We start from the raw sequence: 23,700 nt of genomic DNA on the forward strand, positions 1-23,700 counted from the left end.
CCTCCCGTTTACGCCGGAGCATACGCCGCCGCGGGACCTCCGCGACGGCGTCGCCCGATCGGGACTAGTACTTGAAGCGGATGCCGAGCTGGACGCGACGGTCGTTGCGGATCCACGACGAGTCGATCTTCACCGGCTTGGCGCCGGGGGTCAGGGCCGAGTCGCCGAAGACCTGCTGTTGGAACACCGTCTTGGTGTCGAGGAGGTTGGAGCCGTCCAGCGACACTTCGATGTTGTTGTTGACCTGATAGCGGATCGAGCCGTCCAGGAAGCCCGTCCCCTTCTGATAGATCGGCAGGCCGATGCAGCAGTCGAGGTTGTTGGTCAGGAACGACGAGCGCCAGCTGTAGGCCAGGCGCATGGCGATCGGGCCTTTCTCGTACAGGCCCACCAGGTTGTAGGAGTCGTCCGAGATGCCGGCCAGGCGGTGGCTGTCCATGACCGCGCCATTGACCTGCAGGCCGCCGCCGAACGCCACCGTGCCGCCGGCCGCGTAGCCCGGCTGGGTGGCCAGGTTGGAGTTGTTGATCCCCTCCTGCTTGGTGTGGGTGTAGTTGGCCTGGACGCCCAGGCCGTCCCACGGCGACGGCAGGAAGTCGAAGAAGGTCTGGTAGGCGACCTCGAAGCCCTTCAGTTCGCCGCCGCCGTTGCCGTTGCGCGGGCCGCGGACCAGCACGTTCTGGGTCACGCCGTTGTTGGTGAACGAGCGCAGGAACTCGCCGTAGGCGATGCTGCCGTTCAGCTTCTTGTAGAAGAGGTCGAAGCTGAACGAGCTGCTTTCGTTGAAGTAGTGCTCGAAGGCTAGGTCGAACTGGTCCGCCGTGATCGGCTTCAGCGCGCCGAAGCCGGAGTCGGCGTTGAACTGGAAGTTATAGCCCTTGACGTTGGCCGCCACGTGCGGGGCGTTCGGATCGGTCCAGATCACGAACGGCGAGTCCGGCGTGGTGTTGAGGGCCGGGCTCTGCACGCCGACGAAGTTGCGCAGCAGGCCGAAGTCGGGCCGCGACATGGCCCGCGAGGCGGCGAAGCGGATGAAGCTCTTGTCGCTCAGGCCGAACCGCACGTTGAAGCTGGGCAGCCAGTTGTCGTGCTTGCCGCTGAAGTCGTTCTCCGCGCCGCCGCCGTTGCTGAAGTTCAGCAGGTCGGGCGTCAGCCAGCACGAGATGTTCGTGACCGAGTTGGGACCCAGCGGCGCCGAGCAGGGCGTGGTCGCGGCCGAGGTGTACCATGTGCTGGTCGGGAAGGCGACGCCGCCCGAGCTGGTGGTCTTGGTCTGGACGAAGCGCAGGCCGACATTGCCCTGCACGGTGACGCCGTTGAAGATCGTCATGTCGTCGCCGCCGAACCGCAGCATGCCGTAGGCCGCCATGGTCTCTTCCTCGACATCGACCATTTCGGGATCGATGAAGCAGCCCTCGGTGTTGGTCGTGCGCTGGCACAGCGGGGTCCAGGCCATCGGCGAGTTGGTCGTCGCGCCGCTCAGCGCCTTGATCAGCCCGTCGTGGTCGGCCAGCGTGGCCTTGCTCAGGAACACCAGCTCGTTGTTGGGGAACACCTTGCCGTTGTAGAAATTGTCGAGGCTGGCGACGCTCCAGATGCCCGCGCCGTAGCCCTTGAAGTCGCCGGCGTGGCCGCAGGCGGCGGGATAGGGCTGGGGCGTGGTGTTGTCGATGTTGAAGCCCGGGCCGTTGCAGTTCCACGGCGCGGCCACCGGCGACCAGTTGTAGGTCGAGTAGCGGACCTTCTGCTTGCGGTCGGCATAGCGGACCCCGACCTTCAGCGAGTTCAGCCAGCCGCCCTCGTTGAACTCGTATTCGCCGTCGGCCCGCAGGGCCAGTTCGGTGGCGTCGTTGTCTTCGTAGTGGTCCTGGATGAACGGGATCCAGTAGTTGTGCGGGTTCGACAGGAAGCCCGGCGCGTAATTGACGTTCGAGCCCGGCTGCAGGGTGATCTGCGGCGTGCCGTCGCCGTTCACCCGGTACTGGGCGTCGGCCATCGTGCGGTTGGCGACCAGGATGTCGTAGTTGTTGGTGTCGGCGTCGATGTACTGGACGTCGAAGCTGGTGTGCAGGCGGTCGCTGACGTCCCACTGCAGGTTGGCCGAGATGTCGCTGGTGCCTTCGGAGTGGTCGAAGTTGCGGGCCTGGTTCTCGATGTAGAGGCCCTGGCGCTGGGTCGCGCAGGCCGGGATGCCGCCGCAGTAGTTGACGAAGGGCTGGCCGGGGACCGCCGAGCCGCGGTTGATGTTGTCCTGGGTGCTGGACCCCCAGTCGCCGGTCGGCTGGGTCAGGATGCCCGAGGTCAGCATGCCGTCCGGGCCGAAGGTGAAGGCCGGCGAGCCCTGGGCCGGGGCGAGGAAGGCCGTGGTCTGCGGCGAATAGGCCGGCGCGGCCCACAGGCCGAACCCGACCACGTTCACGCTGCGCTCGAGCCAGGCGTTCTTGTACTTGGAGTCGTTGTACTGGGCCTTGAAGCGGACGGTGCCGTCGTTGTTCTCGTACTGGAACGCCAGGGCCGTGCCCTTGCGGACCCGGTCATACTCGACCTGCGAGTAGTTGACCTGGTCGGGGATGTAGCGCCAGCCCGAGCCGCCGTAGGGATTGGCCGTGCAGGGGATCGAGCCGTCGGCGTTGACGATCGCCTTGCCGTTGACGTCGTTCATGCCGGCCGAGCAGAAGGTGCCGATGCGCTGCATCACCACGCCTTCGGTCTGGGTCAGCACGTGCGAATAGGCGTAGTCGGCCATGATGCCGATGCGGCCCATGTCGACGTCCCAGGTCTTGCTGATGATGCCGGAGTACTCGTAGGTGACCTTCTCGGAGCGGTTGCCGTAGTTGGCCTTGCCCGAGAGCGAGATCACCTGGTCCTTGCTGTCGAACGGCAGGCGGGTGCGCAGGTTGACCGTGCCGGCGATGCCGCCCTCGATCATCTCGGCCGTCTGGTTCTTGTAGCTGTCGACGCCGGCCATCAGCTCCGGCGAGATGTCGTTGAAGTTCAGGCCGCGCGCGGCGTCGGCCGAGAAGCTGTCGCGGCCGTTGAACTCGGTGCGCACCTGGGTCAGGCCGCGGATCAGCACCCCGGCCGGCTCGGCCGAGAAGTGCGAGCTGTCGTCGCTGGACTGCAGGCGGGACACCGTGATGCCCGGCACGCGCTGCAGCGCCTCGGCGACCGACTTGTCGGGGAAGGCGCCGATGTCGGTGGCGGTGATCGAGTCGACCACAGTGTCGGCGTTCTTCTTGATTTCCTGCGAGGTCGCCAGCGACTTGCGCACGCCGATGACGACGACTTCGTCGACGACGGCTGCGTCCTTGTCCTGCGCGAAGGCCGGCGCGGCCGCGCCCATGGCGGCGCTCATCGCGGTCAGCGCGACCAGCGAAACGCCGCCGCGCAGAAGCGTCTTACGACCCCCTCGGCTAAGCGTGCGGCTGAAACTGAACTTGCTCATCCCGTTCTCCCTGATTTTCTGCCCGCGCCTTGGTCGCGCGGGGTTTTTTTTGATGAAGCCGCGTCCCCCCTCCCGGGAGCGTCGCGGGACCCCTGCAGTCTCGATCCGCCCGCATCCCGGAAGGCGCGTCGGATCGTGGATTTCGCTGAAAGACAGTCGGTGTCGCGCGGCGCGCGGCCAGCTTCGACACGCTGAGCGTCCGGTCATCCCGACCAGGTCGCTCGCGGGGCGCGCGGCCCCGTCATCCCCTCCCCTCCTCTTCGTCACGGCGTTCGCCGTTGTCCGTCGTCTTCCGCCGCGAACGCCTCACCCCTCGGCTCGCAAGATTTGCGGAGCCGAGGGCTCCGGCTGGGGCGTGGATAGGCTCCCGCACCCCGGCCAGTCACTCGACTTGCGCAATCTTGCGTTCTTTTGCGTCGAACGCAATAGCGTTGTTTTGCGAAAATTGGGGCCGTTAGCGGTAACTTTAGGGCGGAATCGTTGGTTGTGGCATTTTTGGAACGATGGAATGCCGATTACGGACTTGCGGTGGCGATTGATTTACGCAATTCTTGCGTAAATTCGAGGACGCCGGGATGCCAGCGATTCCCACAAGACGCGCGCAAGCTTTGCCGCCAGCCCTCGGCGGCGGGATCGACGGGCTATTGGGCCGGGGCGGGCTTGGGCGCGAGAACGGGGTCGCGGATGGCCAGGGCGCTGACGGCCGCCAGGGCGAAGGCCGCCGCCGCCAGACCCAGGGCCAGGATCGCCTCGCCCTTGAACAGGCGCCCGACCACGGGTCCCAGCACCACGGCGGCGATCAGCTGGGGCAGGACCAGGAACAGGTTATGGATGCCCATGTAGACGCCCATCTTGTGGGGCGGCACGGCGCTGGACAGCATGGCGTAGGGCACCGACAGGATCGACGCCCAGGCGATCCCGATGCCGACGATCGGGATCCACAGCAGGGCCGGGTCGTCGATCATCACGAAGCCCACGAAGCCCAGGGCGCCCATGGCCAGGCACAGGGCGTGGCTGGCCCGCAGGCCGATCCGCGCCGCCAGGGCCGGCAACAGCAGGGCGACCAGGGCGGCCACGCCGTTGTAGCCGGCGAACAGCACCCCCACCCAGTCGGCGCCCTGGTTGTAGGCCGTCGAGGCCGGATCGGTCGCCCCGTAGTGGCGGGCGGTCACCGCGGGCGTGGTGTAGATCCACATGGCGAACAGGCCGAACCAGGTGAAGAACTGCACCACCGCCAGGCGGATCAGCACCGGGGGCATGTGCAGCATGTCCTCGACCACCTCCAGCACGCCCAGCGAGGCGCGGCCCTGGCGCCGCAGCCAGGTGGCGGCCAGCTGGGCGGCGCCGAAGGCGGTGGCGAAACCGGCCAGCACATAAATCTCGCGCGCCCAGCCGCTCATGAAGGCCAGGGCGCAGGCCACCAGGCCGGCGATGGTCCACAGCGCCCCGCTCTTCAGCATCAGGGCCGCGCCCTCGACGCTGGGCGTGCGGTGCTCGGGCAGGACGCGGGCGCCGTCGGCCAGGGTCTCGGGCGGGTGTTCGCGGGTAGTGAAGACCGTCCACATCACCGCCGCCAGCAGGGTCAGGCCGCCGACATAGAAGGCCACGTGCACCGAGCGCGGCAGCTGGCCGGGCGCGGCCTGGCCCGAGACGCCGAACCAGTGGGTCAGGGCCCACGGCAGGGCCGAGGCGAACACCGCCCCCGCGCCGATGAAGAACACCTGCATGGCGAAGCCGGTGGTGCGCTGCTCCTCGGGCAGGGTGTCGGCGACGAAGGCCCGGAACGGCTCCATGGCCACGTTGATCGAGGCGCTCAGCACCCACAGCATCAGGCTGGCGGTCAGCACGCTGCCCGCGTTGGGCATCAGGAACAGCGAGATCGCCGTCAGGATCGAGCCGTAGAACAGATAGGGCCGGCGCCGGCCGAGTCGGCCCCAGGTGCGGTCGCTCAGATGGCCGATGATCGGCTGGACCAGCAGGCCCGTGGCCGGCGCGGCGATCCACAGGATGGCCAGTTCGTTGACGTCCGCGCCCAGCGTCTGGAAGATCCGGCTGGTGTTCACGTTCTGCAGACCCCAGACGATCTGGACCCCGAACAGACCGCAACACATGTTCCAGATTTGCGTGAAAGACAGGCGCGCCTTGGTCATGCGGCGCGGGTCCGGATAGGCCCGGCGACGTCTTGGCGCTTGCCTTGCAAATCAATCCCTTCAGTGCGCTAAAGGTGGCGAACGTGGTTTTCTCATTATCTGGACGCAATGGGCAGCGGTAGCAACAACAGCACCACGCTGGACGATCTGGCGAAGCTGTCGGGCGTCTCCGCGTCGACCGTCTCGCGGGCGCTCAACGACCATCCGTCCATCAGCACCCGCACCAAGCAGCGGATCTGGGCGCTGGCCAAGGAGCACGACTATCCGTTCCGCCGCTACATGCCGGCGGGGCCGATCGGGTCGGAGGGCTCGATCGCCATCGTCACCCCGCGCACCCACGGCCGCCCCCTGCCGCTGTCGCATCCGTTCTTCCTGGAGCTGCTGGCCAGCATCGGCGAGGCGGCGCGCGATCGGGGCTGCGACTTCACGGTCAGCCACACCTCGCCCGCCAGCTTCGACGACCTGTTCGCCGCGGCGACCACCAGCCGGGCCAACGGCGTGATCTTCCTGGGCCAGAGCACCCTGCACGAGGCCTTCAACCAGCTGGCGGGGACCGACGCGCGGTTCGCCGTGTGGGGCGCGCAGCTGGCGGGCCAGAAGTACTGCTCGATCGGCTCGGACAATCTGCTGGGCGGCCGGCGGGCGACGGCGCACCTCGCGCGCCTGGGCCGCAAGCGCATCGTCTTCCTCGGCGAAACCGAGCCGGAAGCCATGCAGCGTCGCGCCGGCTATATGGAGGCCCTCAAGGAGAGCGGGCTCGAGGCCGACCCGGCCCTGATCTGCCCGGTCGATTTCGAGCTGGAGTCGGCCGAGGCCGCGGTCAACACCCTGGTCCGCCGCAAGGTGGCCTTCGACGCGATCTTCGCCTCCAGCGACCTGATCGCCCTGGGCGCCATCCGCGCCCTGCGCCGGGCGGGCATGCGGGTGCCCGAGGACGTCTCGGTGGTCGGCTACGACGACATGCTGCTGAGCCGGCTCTCCACTCCGGCGCTCAGCACCATCAAGCAGGACACCTACAAGGCCGGCCGCCTGCTGGTCGCCCGCGTCCTGGACGCCGACGGCGACCACCGCCCGGAGCGGCTGTCGACGGACCTGATCGTGCGGGAGTCGTGCGGGGCTTAGGATCTCAGCGGCGCGGTCCGACCAGCGCCTCGATCGGAATCGCCTCGCCCATCGCCTTGTACCCTGCCGGCGAGGGATGCAGCTGGTCGCCGGAATCATAGGCCGGCAGCAGCCGCTCGGGATGCTCCGGGTCGCGGGTCACGCGATCGAAGTCGATGACCGCGTCGAATACGCCCGAGCTCCGGATCCAGGCGTTCACGGCCTGGCGATCGGCGTCGGCGTCCGCGTCGGAGCGGTAGATCTTGGTGCCCCCGCACGGCAGGATCGTGGCGCCCACCACCCGGATTCCGCGCTCATGCGCCCGGGCGATCAGCTGGCGGTAGCCGGCGATCAGCCCCGCCACCACCGCCGCGCGCTTCTCCGGGGTCACCTCGCCCTCGCGCGACAAGCCGCCGATGTCGTTGATCCCGATCAGCAGCACCAGGGTCTTCACACCCGGCTGGACCAGGACATCGCGATCCAGGCGCGCCAGGGCCGCCTGACCGCTGCCGTCCTTCAACATCTTGTTGCCGCCGATGCCGACGTTCAGCACCGAGACGTTGCGGGTGCGGGGATCGGCCTGCAGCCGCGCGGCCAGCACGTCGGGCCAGCGTTCATAGACATCGACGCCCGCCCCCGAGCCGTCGGTGATCGAGTCGCCCAGGGTCACGACCGCCGCGCCTCCCGACCGCTCCACGTCGACGCCCGCCAATTGCACCCACTGAGTGAAGGTCGCGGCGCCCGCCAGCTCAGGCGCGGCCAACTGGTCGCCGGCGACGACGAAGGCCGTGGTGCGGGCCGAGCGGTGCACGGTCGCCTGGCGCGGAGCCTCGGGCAGACGCAGGCTGACGGCCAGTCGCGCGAGACCCTCGACCGGCAAGGCCACCGGGTCGGACAGCCAGGTCGCGCCGGGCGGGATGGTCACGCCGGCCTGACCGTCGAAGGTCACGGCTCGATCGGTCCCCGCCTCGATCGCCGAGCCGCCCGGAGCGCCCGCCAGCGCCACCCGCGCGCCGTCGATCCGCAGCGGCGCGGTCCCGAAGGTGTTGGCCAGCCGCAGCCTCAGGCGCGGTCCCCCCGCGCCCAGCCTCACCACCTGGCGGATCGTGATCTCGCCCTGAGGCGCGGGCAGGTTGGCCGCATCGGTCGCGACCACCGCCGTCGCCCACGAGCCGGTCCAGCCCGGACGCGGCGCGGCCGCCGCCGGCCAGGCCAGCCCCGCGCACAGCGCCAACCCCAGGAACCGTGCTCCGAACCGTGCCATGACGCCCTCCCGAATATCTCACAAAATGGATTGACGTCACAGAATATGGAATTAGCGTCGCTGGCAAGATCGCGCTGCCCGGCCGCTGACGCCGACGACGACGCACACAGGGAGAAGCGGCCATGACCACCCCCACACGACGCGACGTGCTGGTGCAAGCCACCTTGGCCGGAGCCCTGGCCGGACTGTCGAGCCCGGTCCTGGCCGCGACCCCGGCCAAGGGGGCGCGCGCCCTGCCCCCCACCGACATCCGCTGGATCGACGGCAAGCCGCCGGCCCTGAACGCGGGGCAGACCTGGGGCACGCCCTGGCCGCAAGGGCTGTACTCCCGCAAGCAGGCCTTCCGCGCCAAGGGCGCGAACGGCGCCGCCGTGGCCCTGCAGACCTGGCCCCTCGCCTACTGGCCCGATGGCTCGTTGAAGTGGACGGCCCACGCGGTCGGCGCGGGCGAGATCGGCGAACGCCTGACGATCGAGCCCGGCAGGTCCGAGGCCGCCGCCGGCGTGCGCGTGACCGAGACTCCGGCCGCCGTCGAGGTCTCGACCGGCCCGGCGACCTGGCGCTTCCCCCGCGACGGCTCGGCCCTGATCGCCTCCGCCGCCCGGGGCGGCCGCGAGGTGCTGCGCAACGTCCGCCTGGTCCTGCAGACCCAGGACGCGCCCGAGATCGACCAGACGCCGGTGGCCCGCAAGACCTTCGAGAGCGCGCTGGACAAGGTGACGGTGGAGCAGTCCGGCCCGGTCCGCGCGGTGATCCGCGTCGAGGGCCGCCACAAGCAGGGGACCCGCGCCTGGGCGCCGTTCATCGTGCGCTTCTACGCCTATGCCGGCGCGGACTCGCTGCGGATGATGCACACCTTCATCTTCGACGGCGACGCGGCCAAGGACTTCGTCTGCGGCCTGGGCGTCACCGCAGACGTTCCGATGGCGGACGAACTGTACGACCGCCACGTCCGCTTCACCGGCCAGGACGAGGGCCTCTGGGCCGAGGCCGTCAAGCCGCTGACCGGCCTCCGCCGCGACGCCGGCAAGGCGTTCCGCGACGCCCAGATCGCCGGCCGCAAGACCCCGCCCGCCGACCAGATGCCCGCCCCCGTCCGTGCGGGCCTGCACCTGATCCCCAACTGGGGCGACTTCCTGCTGTCGCAGCCGACGGCCGACGGCTTCACCATCCGCAAGCGCACCGAGCCGGGCCACGCCTGGATCCACGCCGACGGCGGCCAGCGGGCCAGCGGCGTGGCCTATGTCGGCGGCGCGGCCGGCGGGGCGGCGATCGGCCTGGGCAACTTCTGGCGCGCCCCGCCGACCGCCCTGGAGGTCCGCAACGCGGCCGGCAACGTCGCCCAGCTGACCGCCTGGCTGTGGTCGCCCGACGCCCCGGTGATGGACACCCGCTTCTATCACGACGGCCTGGGCATGGAGACGCACGCCCAGGAGACCGAAGGCCTCAACATCACCTACGAGGACTACGAAAAGAACTGGGGCACGCCCACCGGCGTCGCCCGCACCACCGAGCTGCGGCTGTGGGCGTTGGACACGACGCCGGCCCGCGAGGCCTTCCCGAAGATGGCGCGGTTGAACGACCAGCCGCCCCGCCTGATGGCCACGCCCGAGCGGATCCACGCCGCCGACGTGCTGGGGGCCTGGAGCCTGCCCGACCGGAGCACGCCCCTGAAGGCCCAGATCGAGGACCGCCAGGACCAGCTGCTGAAGTTCTACCTCGGCCAGATCGAGCAGCGCCGCTGGTACGGCTTCTGGGACTACGGCGACTTCATGCACAGCTACGACGTCGACCGCCACGTCTGGCGCTACGACATCGGCGGCTTCGCCTGGGACAATTCCGAGCTGTCGACCGACCTGTGGCTGTGGCTGAGCTATCTGCGCGGCGGCCGGGCCGACGTGTTCCGCATGGCCGAGGCCATGACCCGCCACACCGGCGAGGTCGACGTCTATCACGTGGGTCCCTACCGCGGCCTGGGCACCCGGCACGGGGTGCAGCACTGGGGCGACAGCTCCAAGCAGCCGCGGGTCAGCAACGCCATCTACCGCCGCATCTACTACTACCTGACCGCCGACGAGCGGGTGGGCGACCTGATGCGCGACCTGCTCGACGGCGACGAGGCCCTGACCCGGGTCAATATCGGCCGCAAGCTGCAGAACGACGCCTGGCCCAAGGGCGAGATCCGCGCCTCGTTCGGCACCGACTGGAGCTCGCTGTGCGGGGCCTGGTTCACCGAGTGGGAGCGCACCGGCGACCCGCGCTGGCGGGCCCGGATCGTCGACGGCATGAGGACCATCGCCGCCCTGCAGAAGCAGTGGTTCGCCGGCAGCGCGACCTACGACGTCAAGACCGGCAAGTTCTCCGGCGCGGGCGACAAGCTGGCCGTCAGCCACCTGAACGCGGCGTTCGGCGCGCCCGAGATCCATGTCGAGATGCTGGCCCTGATCCGCGAGCCCGCCTACGACAAGGCCTGGCTGGACTATTGCCGCTGGTACAACGCCCCGCGCGACGAGCAGACGGCCCGGTTCGGCCAGCCGCTGGGCGCCAACGGCCTGCGCCAGGGCCACTCGCGGCTGACCGCCTATGCGGCCTGGCGGCTGGGCGACAAGGCTCTGGCCGAACGGACCTGGAAGGAGTTCTTCGGCAGGGGCGTGGTCGAGGACCTGAACCTGTCGACGGCCACCAAGCGCTTCGATGGGCCCGACGTGCTCAACCCCATCGACGAGGCGGCCGGGGTCACCACCAACGGCACGGCGCAATGGGGCCTGGCGGCGATCATGAACCTGGCCCTGGTGCCGGAGGCGCTGGGGTCGGTGGCGACCAAGTAGGAAGAGGACCTCAGGCGTTGCGCGGCGTGGTCGCCAACGCCGCCACATAGGCCTCCATCAGCCGCACCAGTTCATCCTCCAGCGCCGCCGGGTCCAGGCCCAGGTCCTTCTCGGCGGCCGCCGCGCGCAGCAGGCCGATGACCGCGTGGGTGAGGACGAAGGCGGACTCGTCGGTCAGGGCGATCTCCAGCCGCGCCTTGCCGGCGATCGAGGCCATGAAGGCCTTGTGGTGATGCATCAGCATCCCGTCCTCGCCCTTCTGGAACAAGGCGTCGAACAGCACCTGGCCGGTGGCGGGCGAGCCCTCGAAGCCGCGCATCAGGGCCCGGACGATCGACCGCACGCTGCCCAGCTCCGGCCGCTCGATCACCGTCTCGGCGATGGCGTCGCGCACGCTGGCCGCCCGGCGCTGGGCGATGGCGGCCAGGATGTCCTGCTTGCCGGCGAAATACTGGTAGAGCGTGCCGATGCTGACCCCGGCCCGCTCGGCGATGTGGTTGGTGGTCAGCTTGTCGACGCCGTCGGCCTCGAGAAGTTGAAAGGTCGCGTCGAGGATCGCGTCGATCGTCGATTCCGAACGGGCCTGGCGCGGCGTTCTGCGTTGTCTTTCAGGCACTTGCCACCTTCCCTGCGTCGCTCCACGCCGTCCGAGGGAAGGCGAGTAGGAACGTGAACGACGCTTACATAACCTGATCGGCGACACCAGGATCCGCCTTTATCGGCGGGTTCGGCAAACCCCAGGAGCCCGATGAGCCTCTCGATCGACCAGGTCCGCGCCAAGGTGGCGTCGCAGAAGACGCTGCTGCCGGCGCTGTACGGCAACGTCGACTTCGACGCCGTGCCCGAACGCTTCACACCGGACGCGTCCAAGGCCGTGGTCCGCGACCGCGCCCCCCTGGGCGTGACCGTCACCCAGGACGACCTGGACCGCGTCCAGGCCTACACCATGCTGGGCGACATCGTCGCCGACGCCTACGCCGCCCTGATCCCCAAGTACGGCTTTCGCCGGCTGATCGACATGCTGACCACCGCCTGCGAGCACGGCGTCGAGGCGGTGGCCGACGCGCCGCCGGAGCTCCTCGCCTTCATCGCCGACATGGAGGCCACGCCCGACTGGGTCGACATGGACCTGGTGCGCGAGGGGGCGCGGCTGGACCTCAACGCCACGGCCCATTTGGCGCCGTTCGCGATCCGCGGGGCGTTCGTGGCGACCTTCCTGAACAAGTACTCGGCCCTGCCCATGGCCCTGACCGGGACCCTGAGCAGCGACACCGCCGCCCGGCGCGTCAACGAGACCGCGACCTTCTTCGCCACCACCGTATTGCCGGGGGCGCTGGAGCGTCACGGCGCCGGGTTCAAGGCCGCCGCCATGGTGCGGCTGATGCACTCGATGGTGCGGTTCAACGCCATTCGTTCGGGCCGCTGGGACGTGTCGGTCTACGGCGTGCCGATCCCACAGGTCGACCAGATGCCGGCCGGGCTGATCCCGGTGTTCCTGATGGCCTTCAAGATCCTGCGCCAGGGCCGTCGCCACTTCACCCGCGAGGAGCGGGCCAAGGTGGAGCTGGCGCGCTATCGCTGCTTCCTGCTGGGCCTGCCGCAGGACCTGCTGGCCGACACGCCCGAGGGGGTGGTGCGGATCATGACGGCCCGCAACACCACCCTGCGCCAGGGCTTCGACGACGAGACCTGCGGGGCGCTGATCCGCGCCACCCTGGCCGCCTACCTGCCGCCCGACCGCTCGCCCGCCAACCGCCTGCACGACCGCATCGAGCGCCGCTTCGCCAAGGCCTTCTTCCTGCGCCACTTCATGAACGGCGACCGGGCGGCGGCGGCGCGGATGGGGATCTCGGTGGACCCGCTCGACCGGCTGGTGTTCGCGACCGTGGCCCTGGGGGTGATCGCACGGATGCTGGCGTTCAAGGCGGCGGACAAGGTCCCGGGTCTGCGCGAGGCGGCCAACGCCACCCTGGAGCACCGGGTGCGCAAGCTGCTGGCCCGCTACGGCCACGCCGAATACGTAACCGACGCGGCGCAGTACCGCTCGGCCCACCCCGCGCCGGCGGCGGCGTAGCGGCTGGAGACATTCAGGTGTGATCGCCTCTTTCGGCCGTCATTCCCGCCCTTGTGGCGGGAACCCCTCTGTCCGCCGCAGGTGCAGGGGTGTGGCGCGCCAGCGCGCCAAGGCGCCTCACCGTCAGCTGAACCAGGGGTTCCCGCCACAAGGGCGGGAATGACGGGACAAGGGAAGCAACCGACGCGTTGCCTCTCTACGCCCTCCCCTCGCATGTTGACTCAGTCAAGATATCGATTATTTGCCTCAGTCAACATAGCAGGTGGAGCTCGCCATGATCCCGGAGACGCAAATCGCCGCCCTGCGCGCCTTCAACCGGCTGTACACGCGCAAGCTCGGCCTGCTGAACCCTCAGCTGGACGCCAGCCCGTTCTCGCTGACCGAGGCCCGCATCCTCTACGAACTCGCCCACCGGACCGATCCGAGCGCCGCCGAGATCACCCGCGCCCTCGGCCTGGACCCGGCGCAGTTGAGCCGGACCCTCAAGCGTTTCGAGGCGCGGGACCTGGTCGAGACGGCGCCGCATCCCGGCGGGGGGCGCAGCCGGTCGATCCGGCTGACGGCCACCGGCCGCGAAGCGTTCGCCGCGCTGGATCGAAACACCTACGACGCCATCGCCGGCCTGCTGACGGACCTGCCGACGGCCAAGCGCCAGAGCCTGCTCGCGGCCGCCCAGTCCATCCGCCAGGTGTTCGACGAGGCGCCCGCCGGCGCGGTGATCCTGCGCGACCTGCGGCCCGGCGACCTGGGCTGGATCGTCCATCGCCAAGCGGTGCTTTACACGCAGGAATACGGCTGGACCCAGGACTACGAGGCCCTGGTGGCGAAAATCCTGGCCGACTTCGTCCAGTCCTTCGATCCGGCGCGCGAGGCCGCGTGGATCGCCGAAATCGACGGCCGCGTGGTGGGCTCGATCTTCCTGGTGCGCGGCGACGCCCCGGAGGTCGGCAAGCTTCGGCTGCTGTATGTCGAGCCCGACACGCGGGGCCGCGGCGTGGGCGCGATGCTGGTCCAGGCCTGCACGGACCGGGCCCGCGCGGTCGGCTATCGCCGGCTGGAGCTGTGGACCAACAGCATCCTGGTCGCCGCGCGGAGGATCTACCAGCGAGCCGGCTTCGTGCTGGTCGACGAGGCGCCGCACCATTCGTTCGGCCACGACCTGGTGGGCCAGACCTGGGCGCTGGACCTGACCTAGTCCTGCACCCGGTCCACCCGGGCCGCGAAGATGTAGCCCACATGGCGCACCGTGCGGATCAGGTGCGCGCCGCCGTCGACGCTGTCCAGCTTGCCGCGCAGACGGCTGATGGCGACGTTGACCTGCTGGGGCGCGGGCCGCGCGTGGGCGTCGGGCGGACCCTGGCGCAGCTCGTCGCGGGTCAGCACCTGGTTGGGCCTGGCGACCAGGGCCCACAGCACCAGGAACTCGGCGGTCGACAGCGCCATGGGCCGGCCGCGAGGATCGAAAAGCTCCTGGGTCGCGGCGTTCAGCCGCCAGCCCTCGAAGCGGTAGACGGCGGGCGCCTCGCGGGCCGGCTCCTCGGGACGCGTGTCGTCGTGGCGGCGCAGCACCGCCTTGACCCGGGCCAGCAGCTCGCGCGGGCGGTAGGGCTTGATCACATAGTCGTCGGCCCCGAGCTCCAGGCCCACCACCACGTCGCATTCCTCGCCCGAGTGCGAGACCATCATGATCGCCGGCGGCGAGGGCAGGCTGAGCAGGCGCGAGCAGACGAACAAACCCGAGGCGTCGGGCAGCATCATGTCCAGCATCACCAGATTGACCTGGGTCTCGCGCAGGATCTGCTCCATCTCGCGGGCGCTGCCGGCCCCCAGGGTGGTCAGGCCGTAGCCGGCCAGCAGGCCCGTCATGTCGTGGCGGGCCACGGGGTCGCCGTCGAGGATGAGGATGCGCTTTTCCACGGGACTCAGCATGTCGGTCCCTTTCGCCGTGGGCTCTCCGTCTCCCCGGCGAAGGCCGGGGCCCAGGTGAAGCCCGCGAGACGCTCAGGATGAATCTGGATCCCGGCCTTCGCCGGGAAGACGGACGTTGGGGGCGTGAAGCAAGGCGAGGCGGTCATCTAGAACATCGCCCTTCCGCTCAGCCGCATGGTGTACTTGGTCTGCTTGCGCGAGGCCTCGGCGCCGCCTTCCAGGGCGACGTAGGACAGGGCCGAGCCGGCGCGCAGCGCGAAGCCCAGGGTCACAGCCCCCTCCTTGTCGTTGGCGGCGGCCAGGGTGAAGGCCGAGCCGCCGGCGAAGCTGGCGATGGTGTCGCCCATCGCGCCGGCCAGGGTCTGGCGGTAGCCGACCCGCAGCTCGGGCCGCACCCAGACCTCCTTGCCGTACTGCTTGCCCAGCACCAGGCCGAGGTCGCCGCTGAGGTTGTCGGCCTCGCGCTCGGCCACGGCCAGGTCGAAGCCCGCGCCGCCGCCGTGCTCCTTACGCTCGCCTTCCCACAGCCAGACATAGTCCAGCCGGGCCTCGGGGCGCAGATAGACGTCGCCCAGCCGCGCCTCGTAGGCCAGCCCCGCGAAGGCGTTGGCGACCAGGCCGTTCCAGGCGGCGGTGTTGGTCAGGCTGACATCGGCCGTGCCGTCGCCGTCGATGTCGGCGCTGACGAAGCCGCGGTCGCCGTTGAAACGGCTGTAGCCGGCCCCGCCGCCGAGGTTGAACCGCCAGCCGCCGACCGACCGCCGCCAGTAGAGGCCGGCCTGCAGGATCGAGGCGGTCGTCTTCTCGCCCAGCTTGGCGACGGTGTCGTGCTCTTCCAGGCTGACCGCCGCCAGGGTCAGGCCCAGCGCCCCGCCGGCGTCGCCCATCGCCTCGTAGCCGGCCACCATGCCCAGGGCCTGGGTGTCGGAGCCTTGGGTGTCGCCGTCCTCGCGGCGGACCAGGGCGTTGATCTCCTGCAGCCAGACGCTGTCGGGGCCATAGCGGTCGCCGACGTCGGGACGGTTGGCGGTGGCCGCCGAGATCTGCTGCTGCACGGCCTGCAGGGCCGAGAACAGGCCCTCGCCCTGGCTGGGCAGCATCTGGTCGTACAGGCCGAAGAAGCCGTCTTGGGTGCTCTGGTTCAGGAAGGCGCCGGCGATGTCGGCGTCGTTCGACAGGGCCGCGAACACCGCGTCGTAGGCGCTGGTCTGGCTGCGCGACATCGAGGCCTCGGACGCCGAGCGCCGCCGCACGTCGATATTGACCTCGTTGCCCGTCGCATAGGCGTTGGCGACATACATGTAGGCCACGTGGCCCAGCAGGTCCTGGTCGATCGTCCCGGCGGTCAGGGCGCCGGCCTGGATCACGGTGTAGGTGGTCGGCGTGGTCAGCAGGCTCTTGAAGTTCAGGCCCAGCGAGGCGCCGGTCTCGACCGTGGCGGTGTCGACCACCAGCTTGGTCTGGGTTCCGGCGGTGGGATCGACCGTGAAGATCAGCACGCTGTCGGCGCCCAGGTTCAGGCTGGTGGCCTTGATGGTCTCGGCGTTGGTCAGGCCCAGCGTGCCGTTGCCGATCTTGATGTCCAGCAGGCCGTCGCTGTCGTGCAGGGCGCCGATCATGTAGCCGGTGCCGTCGATGGTCAGCTTGTCGGCCCCGTCGCCGAACCAGACGTCGCCGATCAGGCCGCCGTTGAGGATCGACAGGCTGTCGGCGCCCGAGCCCAGCAGCACCCGGCCGCGGATGATCGGCTCGTCGGCGTCGTCCACGCCATCGCCGTCGGTATCGGTGTCGGCCACGTCGTCGTCGCCGTCGTCCCCGTCGTTGACGCCGCTCTGGACGATGGTCACGCCGGTGGTGTTCTTCGACACGTCGATGGCCGTCGCCACGCCGGTGACCGTCTCGTTGGCGGCGTCGGTGTCGCTGTCGTCGGTGTCGTACGCGTCGTCGGTGGCCACCACGTAGGCGGCGATCGAGCCGGTGTTGGTGATGGTCGTCAGGCCGCCGGTCTCGTCGATGATGGCGTAGGACGAGCCGCCCTCGCCGCCGACCGTGGCGGTGATGGTCCCGGCGTTGGTGATGCTGGTCATGCTGGCGCCGGCGGCGATGCTCACGGCCTTGGCGGTGACGGCGGTGTCGCCCGTGACCGAGGCGGCGATCCCGCCGGTGTTCCACAGGGTGTCGGCCACGGCGCCGGCGTTCAGCTTCAGCCCCACGGCGTCGGCCTCGTAGGCGCTGGCCGAGATCGAGCCGCTCAGCTTGACCCCGCCGGTGATGATCGTGGACTGACCGGTGTCGCCGCCCAGCTGCAGGCCCGTGGCGCTGATCCCGTCATGGATGCCCGCCGCCGTGATCGAGCCCTTGATGATCAGGCCATAGGCGTCGTCGCCGGTTCCGACCGCGCCCAGGGTCACGGCCCGGGTGTCCGAACCGATCAGCAGGGCGGGAGCCGAGCCGTAGGCGGTGATCGAGGCCGTGCCCTCGCTGCTGTCGGTGACGCCGTCGGCGTCCTCGTCGTCGGAGGTGTCGTCGTTGGTGTCGGTGGGCGGGGCGTCCAGCAGCACGCCGCCGGCCACGTCGGCCGTGACCTTCACCCCGCCGCCGCCCTGCAGCAGGTCGTCGGCGTCGAGCAGGGCCTCGTCGTCCGGGTCGGAATAGCGCGAGGTGACCCGGTAGCCGGTGGAATAGACCGAACCCTGGATGACGACCGCGCCGCCCACGTCGCCGTCGACCGCCAGGCCGACGCTGCCGGCGCCCACGACGCTGATCGAGCCGGTGCTGGTCAGGCTTCCGCTGATCGTGCCGGTGTTGTGGATCCCGTAGCTCCGGTCGCCGACCACGCTGATCGTGCCGGCATGGACCAGCGAGCCCGTAAAGGGCGCCTCCAGGCTGATGCCGGCGGAGTCGGCGCCCTCGATGGTGATCACGCCGGTGGAGTCGTTGGTGATCGTGCCGACGAACGGATCGGTCCCGGTCAGCCGGATGCCGTAGCGGCCCGAGCCCTTGGCGAACGGGCCGTCGTAGTCGCCGTCGTCATCGTCGTCGGTGTAGTCGTAGTCCTCGGTCAGGCTGATCGTGAGGCTGTTGAGCAAAGTCCCCGTATGGCCGCCCAGCACCAGGACGCCGATCGAGTCCGAGACGCCGACGCTGGTCAGCGTGCCGTTGTTGGTCAGGATGTTGTCGCTGTCCAGGGTGGCGATCGCCCCCGAGGCGGAGAGGGTGATCACCCCGTCGCTGGTGATCTTGACGTCGTCGGCGGCGCCGGAGGCGGCCGTCGAGGTGGCGATCGGCGTGGTGCGCGAGCTGCTGGTCACCTGGGTTTCGGCCGCCGCCCCTCCCGCGCAGAGCAGCAGGGGAGCCATGGCGGCCGAGGCGAGAAATTTGCGGGACATGAACGGCCTGTAATGTGTGCCGTTCTTACCTAGAGCGCCGCCATGGCTGGCGAATGACCCCTAAGTATCGGCGTCGATAAGCTCGACCGCTCCAAGCTCATCGAATGTTTCGAGAGTGTGTCGGCCGATACACGGACCTGTTTCCAAAACCCCTTCGTTCGGGCTCGACGGACCGGCGGCACGGCGCGGGGGACCTCGACGCCCTGGTCGACAAGACCCTGGGGCGCGTGGAACGCGGCGGCTGAACCCGACCGCCTGGCCCGCCGCGCAAGCAAACGGGCAGTAGTGTTTCGGCCAGATACAGTAATGTGTCGAGGCCGATACAAAATTATATCCAAAACAGCGCCTGAAGACCTGGAAAACAGCCAGACCGCGACTCTTCGCCCATGGCGAAGGTCCCGGCCGCGCCTTATTCTGGGGGTATGCCAGCCGCCATGATCCAGCCCCTGCCCTCCGAAACCGCCACCGTCCTGCTGGTCGAGGACGACGACGTGCTGCGCCAGGAGATGGCCGGCTATCTGGTCGCCCAGGGCTACACCGTGCGCCAGGCCGCCAGCGTGCCCGCCGCCCGCGAGGTGATCGAGACCCGTCCGGTCGACGTGCTGGTGCTGGACGTCAACCTGCCGGGCGAGAACGGCCTGTCGCTGTGCCGCCAGGTGTCGGGGACCGACGGCCCGGCCATCCTGCTGCTCAGCGCCCTGGGCGACCCGGTCGACCGCATCGTCGGGCTGGAGCTGGGCGCCGACGACTACGTGGTCAAGCCGATCCCGCCGCGCGAGCTGCTGGCCCGGGTCAAGGCCCTGCTGCGCCGCCGGGCCGGAGGCAAGGGCCCGCGCAGCGACGTGCGGCTGTTCGCCGGCTTCAAGCTGGACGCCGCCGCCCGCCAGCTGACCGCGCCCAACGGCGTGCTGCTGCTGCTGACGCCGGGCGAGTTCACGATCCTGTCGACCCTGGTCGACCACGCCCGCTCGGTGGTGTCGCGCGACGAGCTGCTGACCATCATCGCCGGCGAGACGGTCGAGAACCTGGGCCGCCGCGTCGACCTGCACATCAGCCGCCTGCGCCGCAAGATCGAGGCCCAGTCCGAGCACCCCCTGATCCGCACCTATCGCGGGATGGGCTACATGCTGGACGCCAAGGTCACGATCGAATGACCGCCCGGGGGGGCCTGTTCAAGCGGTGGCCCAGCCCGCCGATCGCCTTCCAGATCCTGGCCCTGCTGATCGCCGGCCTGGTGGTGGCCCAGACCGTCACCCTGGTGTTGACCGTGCTGCTGCCGCCGGCCCCGGCCATGCACCACACCCTGGCCGACATCGCCGCCGGCCTGCGCGGCGCCGTGCCCGACAACGACAGCGACCGGCCGCTGGTCCGCACGGTCGAGACCCAGCCGCCCAGCCTGCAGAGCCCCGGCTGGGTGGCCTCCGAGCCTGCCCGCGCCGACCTGGCCCGCCTGTTGAACGTGCCGCGCGAGGACGTGCGCCTGCTGTTCTACGCGCCGCCGCCGTTCGCCGGGACCGAGAGCCGCCGCCCCGGCCATCCGCCGCTGGCCCTGCTGTTGTTCACCACCTATGCTGAGGCCCAGACCCTGCCGCAGGGACCGGGACCCGGCGGCGGCGTTCGCGTCGGCGTCGGCGGACCGATGGGGCCCATGGGCGGCGCCATGGGTCAGGGGGGCGGCGTCCAGGTCCGCCAGAGCTTCCCGGGATCGCCCGGCGGGGCGACGCGCGCCGTTGGTGGACAGCGCGTCTTCCGGTCGGGCGACGCCGGCCCCGGCGGGACCCAGCGGACCTTCAGCTATTCGACGACCGCCGCCGACGCCGGCCGCTCGGCCGACCCGCTGTTCGCCGCGCCGTTCCGCTCGCGGGTGGTGACCCTGCCCGACTCGCTGCGGGGCGTGGCCCAGCCGTCCGCCCCGCTGGACCCGGTCGCCGACGCGGCCGCGCGCGAGCCGACCCTGAAGCGCCCGCCGCCGCCCCAGCCCCTGACCCGCGCCGTGCCCGTCACCGAACCGGTCCAGGCCGCGCCGCACGTCGCCATGCCCGCGCCTCGACCCAGCCCGCCCGCGCCGGAGCCCGAGGCCACGACCGGCCGCCCCCTGGCCGCGCCCGTCAACCGCAGCCTGTTCGGCCTGGCCCCGCCGCCGTTCATCGAGGGCGACTTCGTGGCCGCCCTGCGGGTGGGCCCCGACCAGTGGGTGACCCTGCGGCCCCAGCCCGAGGCCTTCCCCAACAACTGGCAGCGCCGGGTGCTGATGTGGTTCGCCCTGTCGCTGGCCGTGGTCGCGCCGCTGGGCTGGATCTTCGCCCGCCGCCTGGCCGCGCCCCTGGCCGGCTTCGCCGCCGCCGCCGAGCAGCTGGGCCGCGACCCGGCCTCGCCAAGTGGATTTGGAGTGATCGTCGCCGACGGACCGGCCGAGATCGGCCGCGCCGCCCGGGCCTTCAACGCCATGCAGGGCCGGCTCAGCCGCTACATCACCGACCGCACGGCGATGATCGGCGCCATCTCGCACGACCTGCGCACGCCCCTGGCCCGCCTGCGCTTCCGCCTGGAGCGCGCCTCGCCCGCCCTGCGCCGCGAGATCGGCCAGGACCTGGACCAGATGGAGGCGATGATCACCTCGGTGCTGGCCTTCATGCGCGAGGACGCCGAGGCCGAGGCCCGCCAGCGGGTCGACCTGCGCTCGCTGCTGGAATGCGTGATCGACGAGGCCGAGGTCACCGGCGCCGACGTGGCCCTGGAGCCCGGCGAACCGGCCGAGGTCGAGGTCTCGGTGCTGGGCCTGCAGCGGGTGTTCGCCAACCTCGTGGACAACGCCGTCAAGTACGGCGACAGCGCCCGGGTGGCCCTGCATCTCGAGGGCGACGAGACGGTGGTCGAGATCCGCGACCGGGGCCCCGGCCTGGAGGCCGGCGAACTGGAGCGGGTGTTCACCCCGTTCTATCGCGGCGTCGAGGCCCGGACCTCCAGCAAGCAGGGCGTGGGGCTGGGGCTGAGCTCGGCCCGCTCGATCGTGCGGGCGCATGGCGGGGATATCCGGCTGAGCCTGCCCGGCGAAGGGTTGCTGGTGCAGGTGCGGCTGCCGCTGGTCGAGGGCGTTGCGGTTCAGCCGCCGGTGAGGCTGCAGGCGGCCGAATAAGGCGACGCGGCGGCGAATACTTGCCCCCTACGGATCGCTTCGCGATCGTCTTCCCCCACAGGGGGAAGAGGCGCGTCCTCCGCCCCCTATGGGGGGCGGACAGACCGCGAAGCGGTCAGGTGGGGGCAAGTCCGGTGTGACCCCACGCGAAAGGCCTAGTGCGCCATCCCCCCATGATCCCCGTGCCCGCCCGGCCCGTGCGCCTCGGCCGTGCCGCCCAGGCCGTCCGGGATGCCGATGCTGACATTGGCCATCATGCCTTGGTCCTCGTGGTCGAGGATGTGGCAGTGCAGGACGTATTCGCCGATGTAGCGCTGGTACCGGGTGCGGGTGACGATCTGGTAGTCCTGCTTGACGAACAGGGTGTCCTTCCACTGGTCGATCACCCCGGCATAGTCGGGGTCGAAGTCCGGGGTGCGCGGGTCGGTCACCGACTTGCCGTCCTTGTTGGCCACGCTGACCACCTGGAACGGATTGACGTGGATGTGGAACGGATGGCCCACGAATTTCGAGGTCAGCCGCCACTCCTGCACGTCGCCGATATTGGCCGTGCGGTCGATCCGCGAAGGCACGTACTGGCCGCTCTGGCCCGGCGGCAGGCGCGGATTGAGCACCTCGAACGTGGTCCTGGGCTTAGCCTTGATGTCGATGTTGAAGGCCAGCTCCTGGACCGGAGCGTTGAGCTCTTCCTTGGTGATCGTCGGATGCCAGACGAACTTCGACAGGGCCAGGTTCCTCAGCAGGTCGCGGATCACCACCTCCTTGACCTGCGGGTTCGCGATGTTGCGCTCGGCCGCGGCGATCATCTGGTTCTGCAGCGCCCTGTCCGGATCGCCGGCCGGCGCGCCCGGCTCGACCACCGCCACGCCCAGCAGCTTGATGAACTCGGCCTGCTGTGTCGGGCTTCCCGCGGCGTCGCTGGCCCCGTCGACGATGCAGTAGCTTCCGCCCGTCGGGAAATAGACCACCACGTCGGCGCGGTAGCCGGGCTCCAGCCGCGCCTCGCTGGTGCGGAACACGTCCGACCGGGTCAGGCCGTCCAGCGCCACCTCCCACATCGGCAGGGCCGTCCCGACGCAGTTTTCGCTCATGAACTTGGCCTGCCTGTCGGCGGGCACGGTGTTCCAGTCGGGCGCCCCGGGCTTCATCGGGAACAGGCGGAAGTTGACGGCCTCGCGCACGCCGCCGTGGATCAGCCGCCAACGCTCGAACCGGCCCGCCCGGAGCCCCGTAACGCCGGGCTGAACCCTGCCGTTGATCGAGGTGAAGCGGCCGGAATTCTTCCAGTTGGTGCTGGAACTCAGTTGGGCGTAGTCGCGGATCTCGCCCGTCTGGCCGGGATTGCAGATCCACGGCTGGCCGTCCGGGTTCGCGGATTTCTGGATCTTCCCGGCGGCGTCGAAGCAGGCGTACTGCACCTGCTGGAACATCAGCACCTTGTCGGGAAAGGCCTGCCCTTGCGCGTCCTGCAGCAGCACGTCGATGTCGCCCGGCGTGGTGGCCGTCGGGACACGGTCGTCCTTGATGATCAGGGCGCCGTCCATGCCGCTGGACACCTGCAGGGCCGTCGAGCCGTGCTTGTGCGGATGGTACCAGAAGGTGCCGGCCGGGTGGTCCGACGGGACGTTGTATTCGTAGTCGAAGGTGACGCCCGGATTGATCGAGATCAGCACGTTGTCGCTGTTGCCGGACGGCGAGACCCACAGGCCGTGGGCGTGCAGGTTGGTCTCGTTGAAGCAGTGGGGAACGTTCACGCCCCCGTCGGGCGTCTTGCACTTCTCGGCCGGAACCCGCTTGCCGTCCTTGGTCTCGAACAGGTTGTTGGCCAGGCTGATCCGCACCGTCTGGCCCGGGCGCATGGTGATGGTCGGGGCCAGGAAGGGCGTGTTCGGATCGATCGACGAGCCGCGATACGAGCGCAGCCGGACCTTGTCCTGGCTCAGGGTCCACGGGTTGCGGACCGTGCCCTCGGTGAATTGGATCGAGAACTTGTAGAGGATGTTCTGGCGCGGATCGACAAAGGTGTCGGCGGCCTGGACTTTGGGCGGCAGGGCCTGGACCAGACCCTTCTGCGCCGAGAGCCGGGGCGGAGCGGGCTCGGCTTCAGGCAGGGCGGCGGGCGGGTTGGCGAAGACGTTCTCCAGCGCCTGGGACACCGCCGTCGCCGCCGCTTGGGGCCGGGCGAGGCTGGGCGACGGCGCGGCGGCCAGGGCCATGGCGGCCAGCGAGACCCCGGCCAGGGCGGCGGGGCGCGTACGGGCGTGGAGCTTCATGATCTGCGACCTCCCGGGGGCGGCCCCATCCCGTCCGGCCGCGCGACGCGGATAGACCAAGGATTGAGACTCGTTCAAAAACCACCCATGCGCGAACTATCGCGCATTGGT

13 protein-coding genes are annotated in these 23,700 nt (G+C 70.0%); 6 read left to right on the forward strand and 7 right to left on the reverse strand.

The window, feature by feature from the left end:
- Nucleotides 1-64: 64 nt before the first annotated feature.
- Together AC1DYP_RS05635 and AC1DYP_RS05640 are read right to left on the reverse strand one after the other, a co-directional pair.
- Nucleotides 65-3,445: a TonB-dependent receptor gene (locus tag AC1DYP_RS05635; protein WP_477045501.1), complete on the reverse strand. Its 3,381-nt coding sequence runs from the start codon at nt 3,443-3,445 to the stop codon at nt 65-67.
- A 641-nt stretch (nt 3,446-4,086) separates the two neighbouring features.
- Nucleotides 4,087-5,595: an MFS transporter gene (locus AC1DYP_RS05640; RefSeq protein WP_477045502.1), complete on the reverse strand. Its 1,509-nt coding sequence runs from the start codon at nt 5,593-5,595 to the stop codon at nt 4,087-4,089.
- 108 nt (nt 5,596-5,703) lie between these two features.
- Between AC1DYP_RS05640 and AC1DYP_RS05645 the strand changes: the two genes are divergently transcribed.
- The gene (locus AC1DYP_RS05645) at nt 5,704-6,717 is read left to right on the forward strand and encodes a LacI family DNA-binding transcriptional regulator (RefSeq protein WP_477045503.1); all 1,014 of its coding nucleotides are present in this window, start codon (nt 5,704-5,706) and stop codon (nt 6,715-6,717) included.
- 4 nt (nt 6,718-6,721) lie between these two features.
- On the opposite strand, the gene AC1DYP_RS05650 is transcribed toward AC1DYP_RS05645, so the two are convergent.
- Entirely contained in the window at nt 6,722-7,960 is a 1,239-nt protein-coding gene (locus AC1DYP_RS05650) for an SGNH/GDSL hydrolase family protein (RefSeq protein ID WP_477045504.1), read from the reverse strand.
- 122 nt (nt 7,961-8,082) lie between these two features.
- Here AC1DYP_RS05650 and AC1DYP_RS05655 point away from each other — a divergent pair, with 122 nt between their 5' ends.
- A complete protein-coding gene (locus AC1DYP_RS05655; RefSeq protein WP_477045505.1) occupies nt 8,083-10,788 on the forward strand; it encodes an exo-rhamnogalacturonan lyase family protein in 2,706 nt (901 codons plus the stop codon).
- A gap of 10 nt (nt 10,789-10,798) precedes the next feature.
- Here AC1DYP_RS05655 and AC1DYP_RS05660 read toward each other — a convergent pair whose 3' ends face one another.
- A complete protein-coding gene (locus tag AC1DYP_RS05660; protein WP_477045506.1) occupies nt 10,799-11,404 on the reverse strand; it encodes a TetR/AcrR family transcriptional regulator in 606 nt (201 codons plus the stop codon).
- Nucleotides 11,405-11,536: 132 nt separating this feature from the next.
- Between AC1DYP_RS05660 and AC1DYP_RS05665 the strand changes: the two genes are divergently transcribed.
- Nucleotides 11,537-12,862: an oxygenase MpaB family protein gene (locus AC1DYP_RS05665; protein WP_477045507.1), complete on the forward strand. Its 1,326-nt coding sequence runs from the start codon at nt 11,537-11,539 to the stop codon at nt 12,860-12,862.
- Nucleotides 12,863-13,136: 274 nt separating this feature from the next.
- Nucleotides 13,137-14,057: a bifunctional helix-turn-helix transcriptional regulator/GNAT family N-acetyltransferase gene (locus AC1DYP_RS05670; RefSeq protein ID WP_477045508.1), complete on the forward strand. Its 921-nt coding sequence runs from the start codon at nt 13,137-13,139 to the stop codon at nt 14,055-14,057.
- Here the strand turns inward: AC1DYP_RS05670 and AC1DYP_RS05675 are convergent.
- Nucleotides 14,054-14,791 carry a response regulator gene (locus tag AC1DYP_RS05675; protein WP_477045509.1) on the reverse strand — a complete coding sequence of 246 codons (738 nt, stop codon included), beginning with the start codon at nt 14,789-14,791 and terminating at the stop codon, nt 14,054-14,056. The genes AC1DYP_RS05670 and AC1DYP_RS05675 overlap by 4 nt on opposite strands.
- Before the next feature lie 146 nt (nt 14,792-14,937).
- On the reverse strand, nt 14,938-18,180 hold the full coding sequence (locus AC1DYP_RS05680) for an autotransporter outer membrane beta-barrel domain-containing protein (RefSeq protein WP_477045510.1): 3,243 nt from the start codon (nt 18,178-18,180) through the stop codon (nt 14,938-14,940).
- 434 nt (nt 18,181-18,614) lie between these two features.
- Here AC1DYP_RS05680 and AC1DYP_RS05685 point away from each other — a divergent pair, with 434 nt between their 5' ends.
- Nucleotides 18,615-19,334 (forward strand): response regulator, encoded by a 720-nt coding sequence (locus AC1DYP_RS05685; protein ID WP_477031655.1) that lies wholly within the window; start codon nt 18,615-18,617, stop codon nt 19,332-19,334.
- Entirely contained in the window at nt 19,331-21,316 is a 1,986-nt protein-coding gene (locus AC1DYP_RS05690; protein ID WP_477045511.1) for a sensor histidine kinase, read from the forward strand. The genes AC1DYP_RS05685 and AC1DYP_RS05690 overlap by 4 nt, the downstream gene beginning before the upstream one ends.
- A 155-nt stretch (nt 21,317-21,471) precedes the next feature.
- Here the strand turns inward: AC1DYP_RS05690 and AC1DYP_RS05695 are convergent, their stop codons facing one another.
- Nucleotides 21,472-23,589 carry a multicopper oxidase family protein gene (locus AC1DYP_RS05695; protein ID WP_477045512.1) on the reverse strand — a complete coding sequence of 706 codons (2,118 nt, stop codon included), beginning with the start codon at nt 23,587-23,589 and terminating at the stop codon, nt 21,472-21,474.
- Between the last annotated feature and the right edge of the window lie 111 nt (nt 23,590-23,700).

The sequence above is a fragment of the Caulobacter sp. P1_D6 genome, from assembly GCF_056406095.1.